General features: G+C 61.1%; 17 protein-coding genes and 2 pseudogenes. 5 read left to right on the plus strand and 14 right to left on the minus strand.

Features of this window, described 5'->3' with window-relative positions; genetic code table 11:
• The first annotated feature begins 25 nt into the window (after window positions 1-25).
• Window positions 26-664, plus strand: coding sequence for a TetR/AcrR family transcriptional regulator (locus SOP85_RS21745; protein WP_323608741.1), 639 nt, complete (start codon window positions 26-28; stop codon window positions 662-664).
• A 122-nt stretch (window positions 665-786) separates the two neighbouring features.
• Here the strand turns inward: SOP85_RS21745 and SOP85_RS21750 are convergent, their stop codons facing one another.
• A complete protein-coding gene (locus SOP85_RS21750) occupies window positions 787-1569 on the minus strand; it encodes a class I SAM-dependent methyltransferase (RefSeq protein WP_406591885.1) in 783 nt (260 codons plus the stop codon).
• A gap of 93 nt (window positions 1570-1662) precedes the next feature.
• Here SOP85_RS21750 and SOP85_RS21755 point away from each other — a divergent pair, with 93 nt between their 5' ends.
• The gene (locus tag SOP85_RS21755; RefSeq protein ID WP_323628184.1) at window positions 1663-2286 is read left to right on the plus strand and encodes an energy transducer TonB; all 624 of its coding nucleotides are present in this window, start codon (window positions 1663-1665) and stop codon (window positions 2284-2286) included.
• 3 nt (window positions 2287-2289) lie between these two features.
• Here SOP85_RS21755 and SOP85_RS21760 read toward each other — a convergent pair whose 3' ends face one another.
• The 7 genes and pseudogenes from SOP85_RS21760 to ppc all read right to left on the minus strand — a co-directional run bounded on the left by SOP85_RS21760 (window position 2290) and on the right by ppc (window position 9602).
• Window positions 2290-2979: an extensin-like domain-containing protein gene (locus SOP85_RS21760; RefSeq protein ID WP_323628186.1), complete on the minus strand. Its 690-nt coding sequence runs from the start codon at window positions 2977-2979 to the stop codon at window positions 2290-2292.
• Between the two features lie 2 nt (window positions 2980-2981).
• Complete coding sequence (locus SOP85_RS21765; RefSeq protein WP_274077187.1) at window positions 2982-3803, minus strand: isocitrate lyase/PEP mutase family protein; 822 nt, start codon at window positions 3801-3803, stop codon at window positions 2982-2984.
• Window positions 3804-3837: 34 nt separating this feature from the next.
• Window positions 3838-4695, minus strand: a complete 858-nt coding sequence (locus SOP85_RS21770; protein WP_442967933.1) for a DUF72 domain-containing protein — start codon at window positions 4693-4695, stop codon at window positions 3838-3840.
• The gene (locus SOP85_RS21775; RefSeq protein ID WP_274077188.1) at window positions 4695-5000 is read right to left on the minus strand and encodes a hypothetical protein; all 306 of its coding nucleotides are present in this window, start codon (window positions 4998-5000) and stop codon (window positions 4695-4697) included. The genes SOP85_RS21770 and SOP85_RS21775 overlap by 1 nt, the downstream gene beginning before the upstream one ends.
• Window positions 5001-5271: 271 nt before the next feature.
• The gene (gene tsaB, locus SOP85_RS21780; RefSeq protein ID WP_323628187.1) at window positions 5272-5946 is read right to left on the minus strand and encodes a tRNA (adenosine(37)-N6)-threonylcarbamoyltransferase complex dimerization subunit type 1 TsaB; all 675 of its coding nucleotides are present in this window, start codon (window positions 5944-5946) and stop codon (window positions 5272-5274) included.
• 88 nt (window positions 5947-6034) lie between these two features.
• Entirely contained in the window at window positions 6035-6682 is a 648-nt protein-coding gene (gene adk / locus SOP85_RS21785; protein ID WP_274077190.1) for an adenylate kinase, read from the minus strand.
• Between the two features lie 289 nt (window positions 6683-6971).
• Window positions 6972-9602 (minus strand): annotated as a pseudogene (gene ppc, locus SOP85_RS21790) (phosphoenolpyruvate carboxylase).
• Between the two features lie 200 nt (window positions 9603-9802).
• Between ppc and SOP85_RS21795 the strand changes: the two are divergent.
• The 3 genes from SOP85_RS21795 (at window position 9803) to SOP85_RS21805 (ending at window position 11686) form a co-directional block, all read left to right on the plus strand.
• A complete protein-coding gene (locus SOP85_RS21795; protein ID WP_274077192.1) occupies window positions 9803-10147 on the plus strand; it encodes a pilin assembly protein in 345 nt (114 codons plus the stop codon).
• Between the two features lie 274 nt (window positions 10148-10421).
• Window positions 10422-10829, plus strand: a complete 408-nt coding sequence (locus SOP85_RS21800) for a DUF4398 domain-containing protein (protein WP_323628188.1) — start codon at window positions 10422-10424, stop codon at window positions 10827-10829.
• A 59-nt stretch (window positions 10830-10888) separates the two neighbouring features.
• The gene (locus SOP85_RS21805) at window positions 10889-11686 is read left to right on the plus strand and encodes an OmpA family protein (RefSeq protein WP_323628193.1); all 798 of its coding nucleotides are present in this window, start codon (window positions 10889-10891) and stop codon (window positions 11684-11686) included.
• A 123-nt stretch (window positions 11687-11809) separates the two neighbouring features.
• On the opposite strand, the gene SOP85_RS21810 is transcribed toward SOP85_RS21805, so the two are convergent.
• The 6 genes and pseudogenes from SOP85_RS21810 to lysS form a co-directional block, all read right to left on the minus strand.
• Window positions 11810-12139 carry a hypothetical protein gene (locus SOP85_RS21810; protein WP_274077194.1) on the minus strand — a complete coding sequence of 110 codons (330 nt, stop codon included), beginning with the start codon at window positions 12137-12139 and terminating at the stop codon, window positions 11810-11812.
• Complete coding sequence (locus SOP85_RS21815) at window positions 12136-13050, minus strand: alpha/beta hydrolase (protein ID WP_323608731.1); 915 nt, start codon at window positions 13048-13050, stop codon at window positions 12136-12138. The genes SOP85_RS21810 and SOP85_RS21815 overlap by 4 nt, the downstream gene beginning before the upstream one ends.
• Before the next feature lie 138 nt (window positions 13051-13188).
• Complete coding sequence (locus tag SOP85_RS21820; RefSeq protein ID WP_274077196.1) at window positions 13189-14466, minus strand: flavohemoglobin expression-modulating QEGLA motif protein; 1278 nt, start codon at window positions 14464-14466, stop codon at window positions 13189-13191.
• A gap of 32 nt (window positions 14467-14498) precedes the next feature.
• Window positions 14499-15053: a hypothetical protein gene (locus tag SOP85_RS21825; RefSeq protein WP_323628190.1), complete on the minus strand. Its 555-nt coding sequence runs from the start codon at window positions 15051-15053 to the stop codon at window positions 14499-14501.
• Between the two features lie 122 nt (window positions 15054-15175).
• Entirely contained in the window at window positions 15176-15892 is a 717-nt protein-coding gene (locus tag SOP85_RS21830) for a TetR/AcrR family transcriptional regulator (RefSeq protein ID WP_274077198.1), read from the minus strand.
• A gap of 101 nt (window positions 15893-15993) precedes the next feature.
• Window positions 15994-16866: pseudogene (lysS, locus tag SOP85_RS21835) on the minus strand (lysine--tRNA ligase); the annotation flags it as partial.
• Window positions 16867-16995 lie beyond the last annotated feature (129 nt).

Consider the following 16995-nt stretch of genomic DNA (forward strand, 5'->3'; position numbering starts at 1 on the left):
CACCAGTCCAGTAATAAAAGCGAATATGCCGAACAATCTTTCAGCACCCAATGGCCCAGGCCGCCCCAAGGATCTGGCCAAGCGCCAGGCGATCCTCGATGCAGCGAAAACGCTGTTTCTGACCAAGGGTTATGCCAACACCAGCATGGATGCAGTCGCTGCGCAGGCCGGGGTGTCGAAGCTGACGGTCTACAGCCACTTCAACGACAAGGAGACGCTGTTCTCCGCTGCCGTGGTGGCCAAGTGCGAGGAGCAATTGCCGTCGCTGTTCTTTGAATTGCCCGAAGGCGTGGCAGTGCAAACGGTGCTGCTGAACATCGCCCGCGGCTTTCACCAACTGATCAACAGCGACGAGTCGGTGAACCTGCACCGGTTGATCATGGCCCTGGGCAGCCAGGACCCGAAACTCTCGCTGATCTTCTTCGAGGCCGGGCCACAGCGCATGCTGCACGGCATGGAGCGGTTGCTGGCGCGGATCGACGAAAGTGGCGTGCTGAGCATCGATAAACCGCGCAACGCAGCGGAGCACTTCTTCTGCCTGCTCAAGGGCGCGGCGAATTTTCGGTTGCTTTACGGTTGCGGCGAGCCGTTGACCGGCGATGCGGCGGAGAGCCATGTGCAGGAAGTGGTGGGGTTGTTCATGCGGGCTTATCGGCCTGAGTGAGCCTGATGGATTTGTAGTGATTGTGCCGGCGTATTCGCGAGCAAGCCCGCTCCCACAGGGGTTCGAGGCGTTACACAATTCCCTGTGGGAGCGGGCTTGCTCGCGAAGCAGGCGACTCGGTCTTACGGCTTGAGCGCCTTCTTCGGATAGATGTCATACCGGCTGGATTTGCCATCCAGCGCATGACTCGGCTTCGGCCCTTCAATGCACGGCGCCTTGCGCGGGCGCTTCACCACCACCCGGTGGGTGGCCAGCGCCAACGCCGCTTCGAGCAAGGCCGGCGCATCCGGATCATCCCCCACCAGCGGCCGGAACAGGCGCATTTCCTTCTTCACCAGGGCGGTTTTCTCACGATGGGGGAACATCGGGTCGAGGTAGATCACCTGCGGCGGCTCCCCCTCCCAATTGCGCATCACCTCGATCGAGTTGCCCTTGAGCAAGCGCATGCGCGCCACGATGGGCGCCACGTCGAAATCTTCCGCGCCCCGGGCCAGGCCATCTTCGAGCAAGGCACCGATCAAGGGCTGACGCTCGATCAGGCTCATCTCGCAGCCCAGGCTCGCCAGCACGAACGCATCCTTGCCCAGCCCGGCGGTGGCATCCAGCACGCGCGGGCGAACGCCCTGGGCGATACCGACGGCCTTGGCGATCATCTGCCCGCTACCGCCACCGTACAACCGGCGATGCGCCGCGCCACCCTCGACGAAATCCACCCGCACCGGGCCGGGCGCGTCCGGCCCCAGCTGTTGCAGCTGCAAACCCTGGTCACCCACCTGCAACGCGAACTCGCCGTCCGCCACTTGCAGCGGCAGGCCCAGGCGCTCGGCCCATTGCTCGGCCTGGGGCTCGAAGGCCGCACCCAGCGCCTCGACATGGATGCGGCAGGCCGCTGGTTGATCAATCATCGGAAAACACGCTCAAAAAATTAATGATCGGCAAAAACGGCCGATAACAAAACTATCGAGCATTTTGCCAGAGCTGAGCGTCGACCGAGAGAAATGTCAGACATTCAACCCACAATCACAGGTTTTATCTCGCCCTACGGCGATTACAACCTGCGCAACACCCAGGCGCTGAGCGGCGTCAGTCACCTCTGGCAGGATTTCTTTGCCCGTGCGCTGGCCGATCAGTCGGGTGAAGCAGTGCTGCCTGAATCGTTGAATTTTCCACCGGTCGATCTCGACAGCCCGGTTGAGCCCACCGTAGGCAGCGACCTGCTGGCCCACATCGTTTCCCAGCGCGAATGCGACGTGAAGGACACCGAAGTCCGCCCGCCCGAGCCGCTGTTCCTGCCGATTGCCGAATTCGAAATGGACCTGGCCGACAAGCCGTTCCCGCCCTTCCCGCCTGAAGAAATCGTTGCCCAGCAAAAACAGCAGGACTTCGAGAGCGGCTGGGTGCGCCCGATCGTGCTCACCGCCGGCCAACCGTTGCCAGAAACTGGCCCGGCGCCGCAACCGCGGGCGCTGCACCTGCCCATCGCCGAGTTCGAACTCGAGCTGCTGGACAAGCCCTTCCCGCCATTCTCGCCCGAAGAGATGGTGGAGCAACAGAAACAGCTCGATTTCGATAGCCGCTGGGCGCGCCCGATCGTGCTGCAGAACCTGCGCCTGGCCGCCTGAGCCTCAACGACAGACCCACCACGGCCCGACATCCACATGAAAGTGATTGCGATGGGCGGCGTTGTAATCCGGGCTCAACACCACACTGAACAGGCCACAGGCGCCATCGCGGACCTGCCTTAGAAACGCGGCGTCCTGGTTACTCTTCGGCCAATCCTTGAGCACGCTGATGGTCCGACCGTCAGCCAGGCGAAATCCGGCGATATCCAGGGCATTGGCCGACGCATGCTGGCTACGCCTGCCATTCTCGCGACTGTAGACATTGCGACAGGCAAAGCTGCCGAGATGATCGACCCGCGTGACGGCTTGCCCATAGACCGCCTGCGCCGCGGGTTGCAGCGCGTGATGCTCGAACAGGGCGAACGACACCGCCAAGCGGCAACTGGCGAGGAAACTGCTGCTCAGGGCCACGTCACTGCCCTGGACACGCAGGGTATCGGTCAGCGGACATTTGGCGTCCGGGCTATCGGCCTGACGGGTCACGCGCAAACCGGAGCTGCTCAACGCCTGGTCGCACAGCTGCGGATCATCACGCAGACGCATCAGTTTGTAGCGGGTCAGAAGGTTAGGCTCAGCTTTCACATCGAGCGGCGCCCAGGGATTCCACTGTGGCGGCAGGGAGATCCAGCCGCGCCAGACGCCCACTCCCGCCGCTGCAATGATCAACAGCAAAAGCCACCCGCGAAACCGCATCGTCAGCCTTTGAAAAACTGATTGGCCTGGGCATACGGCATGGAGCGCGTCGTGAAGCCGAACGTGCCCGACGTCTTGATCTCCTCGGCGGCGCGATAGAACTCGCCTAACGCCGCCAGGGCCAGCGCCGAGCCGACACTGATGCGCTTGACGCCCATTTCGCCCAGTTGCTCGACCGTCAGCTTCAAGCCGCCGGACATCAACACGTTGACCGGCTTCGGTGCCACGGCGCGGACCACGGCCAATACCTCTTCAGCGCTGCGCAACCCTGGCGCATACAACACGTCGGCGCCGGCTTCGGCGAACGCCTGCAAGCGGCGAATGGTGTCGGCCAGATCCGGATTGCCATGCAGGTAATTCTCGGCCCGGGCTGTCAGCGTAAACGCGAAGGGCAAGCTGCGGGCGGCAGCGACGGCAGCCTCGATACGCGCCACGGCATGTTCGAAGCAGTAAATCGGCCCCTCTGCACGGCCGGTGAAGTCTTCGATCGAACCGCCGACGGCACCGGCGGCCGCGGCTGCCAGAATGCTTTGTGCGCACTCGGCGGGATCATCGGCAAAGCCGTTTTCCAGATCGACCGCGACCGGCAGGTCGGTGGCGGCCACAATCGCCCGGACGTTGGCCAGGGTGTCGTCCAGCGTCAGGCCGCCATCGGGGCGGCCCTGGGAAAAAGCGTACCCGGCGCTGGTGGTCGCCAGCGCCTCGAAACCCAGGCTGGCGAGCATTTTCGCCGAGCCGGCGTCCCACGGATTGGGAATCACAAAAGCCCCTTGGCGTTCGTGCAGGACTCTGAACGCTTGGGCTCGAAGGGTTTGCGCATCCATTGGCAGGCTCCTGTGCAGGGAAACGAGTCCGCTGTCAGAGCAAGCCAAGTTGCTCGGTCGCGGGCTCTCTGTATAGCTCAGGCAGCGCCGGCAAGCCAGGCAGTCGCAACATCAGGCGTGTGTGAAAACGTTGCGCCAGTTTCGCCGCGAGCACGTTGTCGGCGGTGTGCAGGAAGATGTAGGGCGTACGGCCCTCTTCGATCCACAGGGCGATTTTTTCCACCCACGGCTCCAGGAACAGATCGTTGGCTTCAAGCTGCGGATGACCGATGAAACGTACCTGCGGAAATTGCGTGAACACTGCCGGGCGTGGTGGCACCCGGGGTTTCTTCGATTGGGCGTGAAGCACCGAGGGCTCGGTCGAGGTACAGCTGAACAGCGCACGGGGATCGAGGCAGATACGTTCGACGCCGCGATCGAGTAGAAGGCGATTGAGTTCGCGCTCGCTGTCACCCTTGGCGAAAAAGTCGTCATGGCGCACTTCCACCGCCAATGGCCGCTGCAGCCCATCGATAAATCCGGCCAGCTCCGGCAAGCGTTGTGGTGTGAAGCTCTTCGACAACTGCAACCACAGTGGGGACACCCGCTCACCGAGGGGGCTGAGTAGCTGGGTGAAGGTTTCGGCGGCGGTCAGTTGTTCGCGCAGGTCACCGCCGTGGCTGATCTCGCGGGGAAACTTCGCGGTGAAGCGAAAGTGTCCGGGCATGGCCTCGGCCCAACGCTGAACCGTGCTGGCAGCGGGACTGGCGTAGAAGGTCGTATTGCCTTCCACGGCATTGAACACTTGCGCATAGAGATTGAGAAAATCGGCGGGTTTGGCCGCAGGCGGGTACAGGTAATCGCGCCAGGCGTTTTCACTCCAGGACGGACAACCGAGGTAGTAAGGCAGCATCAGATGTACAGGTCGAGGCCCAGCACTTGCGCATCCCAATCGACGAAACTGGCGGTGCTCAGGTAACTGGCCAGCGCCGTTGCCACGCTCTTGCTCATCGCGCGGTGATAAAGCATGTCCTGCTGACGGGCGGGAAGATTGCTGAGCTTTTGCGCGGCGGCCTTGGCGGCACGGGAAGCCAGTTGTTCTTCGCTGGCAAACTCCAGCTCACCCTCGATATCGACGGACTCGTCATGCACTACCTGGTCTTTGCGAGGCTTGCGCTTGATGGGGTAGGACTGAGAGGAAACGCCGTCTATACGCATAGGTGCATGCTCGGTATCAGTAATGGCAGTCTAGTGGCACCCAGGCCACATCGAAAACCGCCTAGTGATAACTAGAACACATAAAAGGCAAAAGGTTTAAAAGCTGGGGTTACAAACTGACGATTGGCTTTGTCAGATAGATCGCCTTCGCGAGCAAGCCCGCTCCCACAGGGTTAGCGGAGATCCTGTGGGAGCAAGCCCACTCCCACAGGGTGGTGGAGAACCTGTGGGAGCGGGCTTGCTCGCGAATGGGACGACACGGTTTCGAGTATTAACGCGCCTTCGGCGTCGCTACCTTGTCCCGCAAATAAACCGGCTGCGCCTCATCCGCCACGATCGCCTCGCCCCGCGCCCAGGCAAACCGCGCCAGGGTCAGCAAATCTTCTGCATGGGGTAGCATGCCCGCATCCTGGCCACTCAGCTCGACAGCGATGCGCTCGGCATAACCCCAGCCGGTGCCTGCACCGAACCACTGGCCACTGGCATCGGCCGGCAAGGCAGCCGACTCCGGTGGCAATACCGCTTCAGCACCGACCAGGCGCATCTCCCCCGCCGTCTCGCGGTAGCAGCCCCAATACACCTCGTCCATGCGCGCATCGATGGCCGCCGCGACCTGGCTCACACCATGCTCGCGATAGGCGCGTTGGGCCAGCACGGCCAGGTTCGACACTGGCAACACAGGGCGATCGAGCGCAAACGCCAGGCCTTGCACCACACCGATGGCAATGCGCACGCCGGTGAACGCGCCCGGCCCGCGACCGAAGGCGATGGCGTCGACCGCTTGCAGGGTGGTGCCGGCATCGGCGAGCAACTGCTGGATCATCGGCAGCAGCTTCTGTGCATGCAGGCGCGGAATCACCTCGTAATGGCTCGTCACTTTGCCGTCATGCAGCAAGGCAACGGAGCAAGCTTCAGTCGCGGTGTCCAGGGCCAGCAAGGTGCTCATCGATGTATCCACAAGAGTGATCGGAAAAAAGTGCGTCAGTATAAACAACTACGGCCCGCAAGCGGGCCGTAGAAGATCAAGCGATTTTTCAGCTCAGGGCTGCAAGCACCTTGGCGGTGATTGCTTCAACCGAACCGACGCCTTCGATATGGCTGTACTTCGGCTTGCCATTGGCAGCCGACAGCTCCTGGTAGAAGGCCACCAGCGGCTTGGTCTGCGAATGGTAGACCGACAGGCGATGACGCACGGTTTCTTCGGTGTCGTCCTTGCGCTGCACCAGCTCTTCGCCAGTGATGTCGTCCTTGCCGGCAACTTTCGGCGGGTTGTAGACGATGTGGTAAACGCGGCCGCTGGCCTCGTGAACACGGCGACCGGCGATACGTTGCACGATCTCTTCGTCTTCAACGGCGATTTCAACCACCGCATCCAGCTCGACGCCAGCAGTCACCAGGGCTTCAGCCTGGGGAATGGTGCGCGGGAAGCCGTCGAACAGGAAACCGTTGGCGCAGTCGGGCTGGGCGATACGGTCCTTGACCAGGGCGATGATCAAGTCATCGGACACCAGGCCGCCGGCATCCATGATGCTCTTGGCCTTGATGCCCAGCTCGGTGCCGGCCTTGACCGCGGCGCGCAGCATGTCGCCCGTGGAGATTTGTGGAATGCCGAATTTTTCGGTGATGAACTTAGCCTGAGTACCTTTACCGGCCCCGGGAGCTCCCAGCAGAATGACGCGCATCGATGTGCTCCTCAATTTTTTATTTAGATAACGTCAGATTCGCCTCGTGGGGCCAATCTCAAAAATAGGGTCGTGACCGCCCAAACGGCCAAAGGCTGCTCAAGATACACAGCAGGCTGCGCCCACACAAGCCGCCAAAAGTCGGAGAAACCGCTGTCTGTCGTGACCCTGTAACCCGGTTCCCCAAGTCGCAACCCCATCATTAACTGTCGCTTGGCAGCACTTTTGCACCCGCTATCGAAGCACATCCGACGCTCGCGCCGGATGCTCCAAAGCACGACAAAAAACCTTAGCCGGTATTGCGCAAACCGGCGGCAATCCCCGCCACAGACACCAGCAACGCCTGTTCTACCGGGCTATCCTGTGCCACATCACGTTGCCGCGAGCGTGCCAGCAACTCGGCCTGCAATAGATGAAGCGGGTCGAGGTACGTGTTGCGCAAGCGGATGAATTCAAGGGTGGCTGGGCTATGTGCCAGCAGCTGCGACTGACCGGTCAGCCCGAGAACGATGGTGCATGCCTGCGACAATAGGTCGCGTAAGTGCGCGCCCAACGGCAGCAAGTCCGGTTCGACCAGCCGCTCATCGTAAGACCGCGCGATATCCGCGTCGGCCTTGGCCAGGACCATTTCCAGCATGTCGATGCGGGTGCGGAAGAACGGCCATTGCTCACGCATCTGCGCAAGCAGTTCGCCTTCACCGCGCTCCAGCGCCTTGCTCAGGGCCGCTTCCCAGCCGAGCCAGGCCGGCAGCATCAGGCGGGTCTGGGTCCAGCCGAAGATCCACGGGATGGCCCGCAGGCTTTCGATCCCGCCAGCGCGGCGCTTCGCCGGACGACTGCCCAGCGGCAGGCGCCCCAGTTCCTGTTCCGGGGTGGACTGGCGGAAATATTCCACGAACTGCGGATTTTCCCGCACCACGGCGCGGTAGGCGCTGACTCCGTCGGCGGCCAATTCGTCCATCAAGTGGCGCCACTCAGGCGTTGGCGGTGGTGGCGGCAGCAAGGTCGCCTCGAGTACCGCGGCCAGGTACAGGTTGAGGTTTTGCTCGGCGATGTCCGGCAGGCCAAATTTGAAACGAATCATTTCTCCCTGCTCGGTGGTGCGGAAACGTCCAGCAACCGAACCGGGTGGCTGCGACAGGATCGCCGCGTGGGCCGGGCCGCCACCACGCCCCACGGTGCCACCGCGACCATGGAACAACAGCAGTTCCACTTGCTGTTCGCGGCAGATATCCACCAGCCGCTCCTGCGCCCGGTATTGTGCCCAGGCGGCGGCGGTGGTCCCGGCGTCCTTGGCCTAGTCGGAATAACCGATCATCACTTCCTGCGGGCCTTGCAGGCGCGAGCGATAACCCGGCAGCAGCAACAGCTTCTCGATCACCGGGCCGGCGTTGTCGAGGTCGGCCAGGGTTTCGAACAGCGGCACCACGCGCATCGGCCGCAGCACCCCGGACTCTTTGAGCAACAGCTGCACGGCCAGCACATCGGAAGCGGCACCGGCCATGGAGATCACGTAGGAACCCAGCGACGCCCCTGGCGCAGCGGCGATTTCCCGGCAGGTCGCGAGCACTTCGGCGGTGTCGGCCGAGGGCTTGTAGTGGGCCGGCAGCAAGGGCCGGCGGTTATTCTGTTCGCGCGTCAGGAAGGTGATGCGCTCTTCTTCGCTCCAGTCCTCATAGCGACCCAGGCCAAGGTAGTCAGTGATTTCGGTCATGGCCGCGGTGTGGCGCGACGAGTCCTGACGCACATCGAGGCGCACCAGGAACAGGCCGAAGGTCACTGCCCGGCGCAGGCAATCGAGCAACGGACCGTCGGCAATCACGCCCATGCCGCACTCATGCAGCGAGTGGTAGCACAACTCCAGCGGGTCGAGCAGCTCGCGGTTGTTCTGCAACACATCGGCCGGTGCCGGCGTCGGGGTCGACAACGCGGTGTGCGCCCAGTTTCTCGTCGCCCGCAGGCGTTCGCGTAGCTGTTTGAGCACCGCGCGATAAGGTTCGGCGCTGTCGCCTGCCTTGGCCCTCAGTTCTTCACTGGCCTGCTGCATCGACAACTCGGCAGCCAGATGATCGACATCGCGCAGGTACAGATCGGCCGCCATCCAGCGCGCCAGCAGCAGCACTTCCCGGGTCACCGCCGCCGTCACGTTCGGATTGCCGTCGCGGTCGCCGCCCATCCACGAGGCAAAGCGAATCGGTGCGGCTTGCAGTGGCAAACGCAGGCCGGTGGCAGCGTGCAGGGCCTGGTCGGCCTTGCGCAGGTAATTGGGGATCGCTTGCCACAGCGAATGCTCGATCACCGCGAAGCCCCATTTGGCTTCGTCGACCGGCGTCGGGCGCGTGCGGCGAATTTCTTCGGTGTGCCAGGCTTCGGCGATCAGGCGCTGCAAGGTCGACTTGATCTGCTCGCGCTCGGCACTGGTCAGGTCGCGATGGTCCTGGGCTGCCAGTTGCGCGGCGATGGCGTCGTATTTCTGGATCAGCGTGCGGCGCGCGACTTCGGTCGGGTGCGCGGTCAGCACCAGTTCGATTTCCAGCCGACCCAGTTGCCGGGCCAGGGCCTCGGCGCCATGACCTTCGGCGCGCAGGCGGGCGAGCAACTCCGGCAGCACCCGCGCTTCGAAGGGCGCGGCCTGGGATTCTTCGCGACGGTGAATCAGCTGGTACTGCTCCGCGATGTTGGCCAGGTTGAGAAACTGGTTGAAGGCCCGCGCCACCGGCAGCAATTCGTCCTCCGTCAACTGGTTGAGGCTGGTGCTCAGTTCGGCGTCCATGGAGCCGCGGCGGTCCGCCTTGGCGCCCTTGCGGATCTGCTCGATCTTGTCGAGAAAGCCGTCCCCGTACTGTTCACGAATGGTATTGCCCAACAACTCACCCAGCAGGTGAACGTCTTCGCGCAAGCGTGCATCAATATCGGTCATCAACAGTTCTCCAGGGAAAAATCCGGTCGACCAGGAACCTTAAGAGTGCCGCTCCAGACCGGTTCTTACAAGCAAGACGACGAAGGGCCTGTAAACCTTTGGCGTTGAAGCTAGTCTCAAGAGTAAGCCGTACAACGGCTGTCGCCGGCGCCTGCCGGACATTCCCCGCCTGCCTGGAGCAGGAGCGCAATGAGGTCATTATGAAAATCCGCGAGCTTGCCAACCACTGGGAAGAAAACGCCAAAGGTCGCCTGACCGATACAGGCTATTCGATTCATCTGGACGTGGAGGCTGCCGCACGGCTTGCGGCGATCATCGAAATGTACCCCAAGCGCAGCCCCGAAGAACTGTTGGGCGAACTGATCGGGGCCGCCCTGGAAGAGCTGGAAAAAAGCTTTCCCTACGTGAAAGGTTCGACCGTGGTCGCCACGGATGAAGAAGGCGATCCGCTGTACGAAGACATCGGCCCTACCCCACGTTTTCTAGCGTTGTCCCGTCGTCATCTGCACGACTTGTCGACCGGTAACGACAAGCAGAAACACTGACTTCCCCGCATTCATCCCCTTCTGAAAAACGCTGCTCGCGCCCCCTTCGAGGGGGCGTGAACAGCCATGTTCATCGCCGCACTCCTCGATATAGAGCCCTGTCCACTGAATCGAAGTTTTTTTCGGTAGCAGGCTAATTTCTCTGAACTTTCAAAAAACGCCTTGGGTCAACCCAGTAACCACGCCTGGGACGGCCGTATCAAAACGCCCCCAAAACGGTAGCTCACGGCTCCTTGCCCAGGATGGATGTTCACGTTTCTCAGGAGTTAGCCCCATGGAGTTGAAAACGATGAAAACCCGAACTGGCAAATCCTCTTCCCTGCACAGCCTGAAAATGGCGGCACTGGCGATCGGCGGCAGCCTGGTATTGGCCGGTTGCGCCGGTAACCCACCCAGCGAGCAATTTGCCGTCACCGAATCCGCGGTCAACGATGCCGTCAGCGCCGGTGGTACCGAATTCGCTGCGGTGGAAATGAAGGCTGCCCAGGACAAGCTCAAGCAAGCCGAAATTGCCATGCATGACAAAAAGTACGATCAAGCCAGGACCCTGGCCGAACAGGCTGAGTGGGATGCTCGCGTCGCCGAGCGCAAAGCCCAGGCGATGAAAGCCGAACAGACTGTGAAGGACTCTCAGAAAGGAGTTCAGGAACTGCGTCAGGAAAGCCAGCGCACCGTTCAGTAACGGCGCGGCCCGACGTATTTCTTTTCGACTAAAAGGACGAAACCATGATTTCCAAAAGCATGAATTACAAACACGTGATGATCCCTGCCCTGCTGGCCGCAAGCGTCGCCCTGGCTGCGTGCTCCACGCCACCGAACCCCAGCCTTGAACAGGCCCGCACCAACTATGCTGGCCTGCAAGCCAACCCGCAGGCGAGCAAAGTCGCGGCGCTGGAAACCAAGGAAGCCAGCGATTACCTGGACAAAGCCGACAAGGCTTATCTGGACAAGGAAGACGCGGCCAAGGTCGACCAGTTGGCCTACCTGACCAACCAGCGCGTCGAAGTGGCGAAACAGACCATCGTCCTGCGCACCGCCGAAGCCAACCTGAAAAACGCTTCCGCGCAACGGGCCCAGGCCCGTCTGGACGCCCGCGACCAGCAGATCAAACAGCTGAAGGACAGCCTCAACGCCAAGCAGACCGATCGCGGCACGCTGGTGACCTTCGGTGATGTGCTGTTCGCCACCGACAAGGCCGAGCTGAAATCCAACGGTCTGGTGAACATCAACAAACTGGCGCAGTACCTGCGGGACAACCCGGATCGCAAGGCGATTGTCGAGGGCTACACCGACAGTACCGGTACCGCCTCGCACAACCAGTCGTTGTCGGAACGCCGCGCGGGCTCCGTGCGCATGGCACTGGTGAAGATGGGTGTCGACCCGACCCGCATCGTCGCTCAGGGTTATGGCAAGGAATACCCGGTGGCGGATAACACCAGTACTTCGGGCCGGGCGCAGAACCGCCGGGTGGAAGTGACGATTTCCAATGACAACCAGCCGGTGATCCCGCGTTCGGCGGTGAGTGCCAACACTCAGTAATTGGCTATATGCAAAACTAAATGTGGGAGCGGGCTTGCTCGCGAAGGCGGTTTCACATTCAACAGAAATGTTGACTGACACACCACCTTCGCGAGCAAGCCCGCTCCCACATTTGATCTCGGTTTATTGTTCCAGCTTCTGCGGGGTTTCCTGCCCCATGCAACGCACGGCTTTTTTCCGCTCGTTCACCAACACCCCGGTCAGGCCTTTCTGCTCGGTGTCGAACAATACCAACACCCCATCTATGCACTGCGCCACTTGCGCCGCCGGTTCCAGGGAGACTTTGTAGTCTTCGCCGGGCACGGTCTTGAGCATGGTGAATTCGTTGAGCAGCAACGCATCCTCTGGCTTGGCGAAGTGCAGGTAGCCGTACCACCACAAGGCAGCGACGGTGCCCAGGATGCTGCAGATACCGGTGATGATCAGCGGGATGGCGTTGCGTTCTTCACTCATTGCGGGCTCTCTGGTGGTTCATTTTCAGAAGGTTCGGGCGCCGGGTAATTGGGGATTTCGCCCAGGCGGCGCAGGCCGTTGAAATGCTGCGGGTCTTCAAGAAAACGCAGCATGACCTTGCGCCACACCGGGTCGGCGAATGTCTGCACGTGACCGCCTCGGGTCAGTTGCAGCACTCTCGGCGGCGGCGCAGCTTGATACAGACGGATGCCGTTGGAAAGAGGCACGATCGGATCGTCGATGCTGTGATAGATCAGTTTCGGCACGCCGTTGAGCTGCGCCATGGAATTGATCGCGCTGTCGCCATCCGGCACCAGCCAGGACAGCGGCACCTGGAACGTCCAGAACACCCATGAATTGCTCAGCGCATAGCGACCGACGCTGCGGTAGCTGGCGGGTACGCCATCGAGCACAAACGCCTTGAGCTGTTTTTGCCGCTCGGGGTGTTGCACCAGGTAGTGAACGGCCATCGCCCCACCGAGGCTTTGGCCCAGCAGGATCAGCGGCTTGCCCTTGACCTCGGGGGCCTGGTCGAGCCATTTGAACGCGGCGTCGATGTCCTGATAGATCGCCGGCAGGCTCGGCTCGCCCTCGGACAAGCCGTAACCGCGGTAGTCCACCAGCAGTACCTGATAACCCTCCTTGGGCAACCACCAGCTGCCGCCCAGGTGCATAGGCAGGTTGCCGCCGTTGCCGTGCAGGTGCAGGACGGTGCCCTTGACCTCGACACCCTTTTTCGCCGGCAGCCACCAGGCGTTCAGCTTGAGGCCGTCGGCGGTGGTCAGGGTGACCTCGCGGTATTCGAGCTTGGCTTTTTCCGGGGTGAACAGTTGGCCGGGCTCGGGGTAGAACAGCAGGGAGCTGCAACCGCTCAGCGCCAGGAGAAGGCAGAAGATGCCGAGGATTCTCATCCGTTGAAACCTCGCGATATATGTGAATATCTGACTCTGTAGGAGCTGGCTTGCCAGCGAACGCCGTAACGCGGTTTACCTGCCGCACCGCGTTATCGTTCTTCGCTGGCAAGCCAGCTCCTACAGAAGGTGTCGTGATTAAAGGATATTGGAGTAATCCGCCTCGATCCGGTCCAGGCTCAGGTGGTTGAGGAAGTTGGAGAAGCACATCCACGCCGACAACGCGTTCATGTCCCGGAACTGCTCCGGCAGGTATTTGGGTGGTACCACCAACCCTTCGTCCACCAGCAGGCGCAAGGTGCGCATGTCTTCCAGGGTGGTCTTGCCACAGAACAGCAGCGGTATCTGCTCCAGCTTGCCTTTGCGCACCGCCAGTTGAATGTAGTTGTAAATCATGATGAAGCCCTTGAGGTAGGACAAGTCTTTGGTAAAGGGCAGACCTGTCGGCACCGAGCCGCGGAAAACGCGACTGGCGTTGCTGTAGCTCTCGGGCATTTCGAAACCTTGTTCGCGGAAGAACTCGAACACCTGCAGGAAGTCCGCGCCCTCTTCCACCATGTGAATGGCGCGAGTGCGGTTGGTCAGTTTGCGCAGGCGACTCGGATAGGAGGCGAAGGTGATGATTTCCATCAGGATCGCCAGGCCTTCCTGGGTCACCGTCGACGACGGCGGGCCCTTGGACAGGAAGGTGCAGATCGGCTGGTTCAGGCCGTTGAGCGTGGTGCCCACGTGCACCAGCCCTTCGTGAACCTCCAGGGCGCGCACGTCGCGTTGGTTGAACATCGCGTCGGAGCGGATCTTGATGTAGTCGGCGCCGGCCGCCGCATCGGCGACGATCCCGTCGGATTCGAACACCCGGATGGTTTCCTCGGCTTCGCCAAACACCTTGTTCAGGCGATGCTGCAACATGTCGACCGCATCCTTGGCCGTCAGCGTCTTCGGTTCATCCTTGAGGTCGCCACGACCGTCGATGTTGTTCAGGTATTCGGACAACATCATGCCCAGGTCGGATAACGTCGGGTCGCCGGCATGGAACGCGTCGGACGCAGCGCCATACAACTCCTGGGAAATCAGGCCGAAATCCTCGGTGCCGCGCGCTTCGAGCATGCGCACCACCATGCGGTATTCCTTGCACATGCGGCGCATGATCTGCCCGACCGGGTTGAACTGCCCCAGCTGGCGGGTGATGTCGCGCTCGATGTTCTGGAACTCCAGCTTCACCTTGCTGGAATCGAAAGCCAACGGACGGTTGAGGTAGTAGTCGCGGTCCACCGCCGGCATTTCCTTGCCCTTGGCCTTCAGGAAACCCTTGCGGATGTTGTCGTCCCATTTGACCGCATCGAGGACGCGAATCGGCGTCTGTGCCAGCACAATGCGATCGGACAAAATGCGTATCGACTGCTGGTAATCGTCCACCCGAAACTCCCGTAGAAATCTTCTGTGCTGGTTTACTTGGCTTTGGCCTGGCGCTGGTAACGCACCACTTCGACGAACACATCGGAATTGGCCGGATCGTCGAGGTAGGCGGACACCTGGTCCATCTGACTGTTGATCAACACGCCATCGCCGTCGTCGGTCTGAAAGCTCTCGCCGCTCAAAACGTTCTGTCCCAGGGCCTGCTTGATCTGTTCCAGGTCGAGGTTGTACACCACCAGTTCATGCTTGTCGGTGAGTTCAAACCCGCCAATGGTGAAATGCCCGCCGAACTGCGCCGGCACTTTCGCCGAAAGATACCAGCGGCTGCCGTGGCGCGACACGGTGAAGGGATAGGCTTCGCGCTCCTTGGGCCTGGCCCTGAAGTAGCTCACCGCCTGATAGCGATTGTCGCCGATGCGCGTCAGTTCCAGGTTGACCGGCTCACCCCAGGCGTTGGTGCTGGTCCATTTTCCGAGCAACCCCTTGGGCACGGGCTCGCTCGTGGGCAGCGGCTCCTTGAAGGTCACCAGGCAGCCACTGAGCAGCAGGAACGACAAGGCGATCACTACGACACGCCAGACTCTCATTCAACACTCCCTTTGAAACAACACTGTCCACTGTAGGAGCAAACTCGCTCGCGATGGCAGTGTGTCAGACAACAAAGATGTTGAATGTCAGACCATCGCCAGCAAGCTCGCTCCTACAGGGATTAAACCGACGCCAGCACCAAATGCATATAACGCGTCAGTATGCCGAGCATTTCCTCTTCGGCGCCCGGCTCGGCGTCGTTGAGCAGGCCCTGATATTCCATCCGTCCGATTATCGCCGTCAACACTTTGGCATCCTGTTGCGGCTCGTGGGAGCCCAGCACCTGAAAAAGCTGGCAGGAGCCCTGCAGCAGAATCTGCTGATGGGAACGCACCAATTCGGCCAGGCGCGGGTTCAACAGTGCTTCCTGACGGAACGCCTGCTCGGCCATCAAGTGTTCACGACGGGTCACCAGTTGCCGATGAACATACTCGGTCATCAACCGCGCAATGTCGTCCGCCAGTTTCGAACGCGCCTGCGGGCTGCCGTCGCCGCTGGCGATCATGTCGCGCAACAGGCCCTCGTTGTTCACCCACAGCTTGGCCATGTAGGCCGCGCTGCGTTCCACGTATTGGGCGAAGGTATCAGTGAGCAGGTCATCGATATCCTTGAAGTAGTAAGTGGTCGCCGATAATGGCACTTCAGCCTCAGCGGCTACCGCACGGTGGCGCACGGCCCGTACGCCATCACGCACGACGATGCGCATCGCGGCATCGAGAATGTCCTGTCGACGCTGTTCGCTGCCCTGCCGGCTGGCCTTGCGGCCCTGGTACTGAACGCTTTCAGCGACCGCAGTGGCGATACCCGCTGCACCTTCTTGAGCTATTGCAGAGTTCACGACAGGTATTCCTCTCTACTTCAAAAGTAACTATTTGATACGTTTGTACCAGACAGGCAATAAAAAGCCGCCTATTTCAGGCGGCTTTTTTGTTGAAACACTTACGCTTGCGGCCGCATGTGCGGGAACAGGATCACGTCGCGGATCGACGGGGAGTTGGTCAGCAGCATCACCAGGCGGTCGATGCCGATGCCTTCACCTGCCGTTGGCGGCATGCCGTACTCCAGCGCGCGAACGAAGTCGGCGTCGTAGTGCATGGCTTCGTCATCGCCGGCGTCCTTGTCGGCCACCTGAGCCATGAAACGCTCGGCCTGGTCTTCCGCGTCGTTCAACTCGGAGTAGGCGTTGGCGATTTCACGACCACCGATGAACAGCTCGAAGCGGTCGGTGACGTTCGGGTTCTCGTCGTTGCGACGGGCCAGCGGCGACACTTCGAACGGGTACTGGGTGATGAAGTGCGGCTGTTCCAGCTTGTGCTCGACCAGCTCTTCGAAAATCATCACTTGCAGTTTGCCCAGGCCTTCGAAGCCCAGCACCTTGGCGCCGGCCTTCTTGGCGATGTCGCGAGCCTTGTCGATGTCGTTCAGGTCGTCGGCGGTCAACTCAGGGTTGTACTTGAGGATCGAGTCGAATACCGACAGGCGCACGAACGGCTCGCCGAAGTGGAACACTTTGTCGCCGTAAGGCACGTCGGTGCTGCCCAGGACCAACTGAGCCAGTTCACGGAACAGTTCTTCGGTCAGGTCCATGTTGTCTTCGTAGTCGGCGTAGGCCTGGTAGAACTCCAACATGGTGAATTCAGGGTTGTGACGAGTCGAAACGCCTTCGTTACGGAAGTTGCGATTGATCTCGAACACTTTCTCGAAACCGCCAACCACCAAGCGCTTGAGGTACAGCTCTGGCGCGATACGCAGGAACATTTCCATGTCCAGCGCGTTGTGGTGGGTTTCGAACGGCTTGGCTGCCGCGCCACCCCAGACCTCAAGCAGTTGTACGCCTGGAGTCGGGGGGGTAGTCGTCGTCATGCCGCGGATGATAACAATTTTTTATGGAATTGAAGCACTTAATCATTGCTGCTATAGTCGCGAACGCCGCCAAAAGCG

Source organism: Pseudomonas sp. YuFO20, assembly GCF_035064975.1.
Lineage (GTDB): Bacteria > Pseudomonadota > Gammaproteobacteria > Pseudomonadales > Pseudomonadaceae > Aquipseudomonas > Aquipseudomonas putida_AE.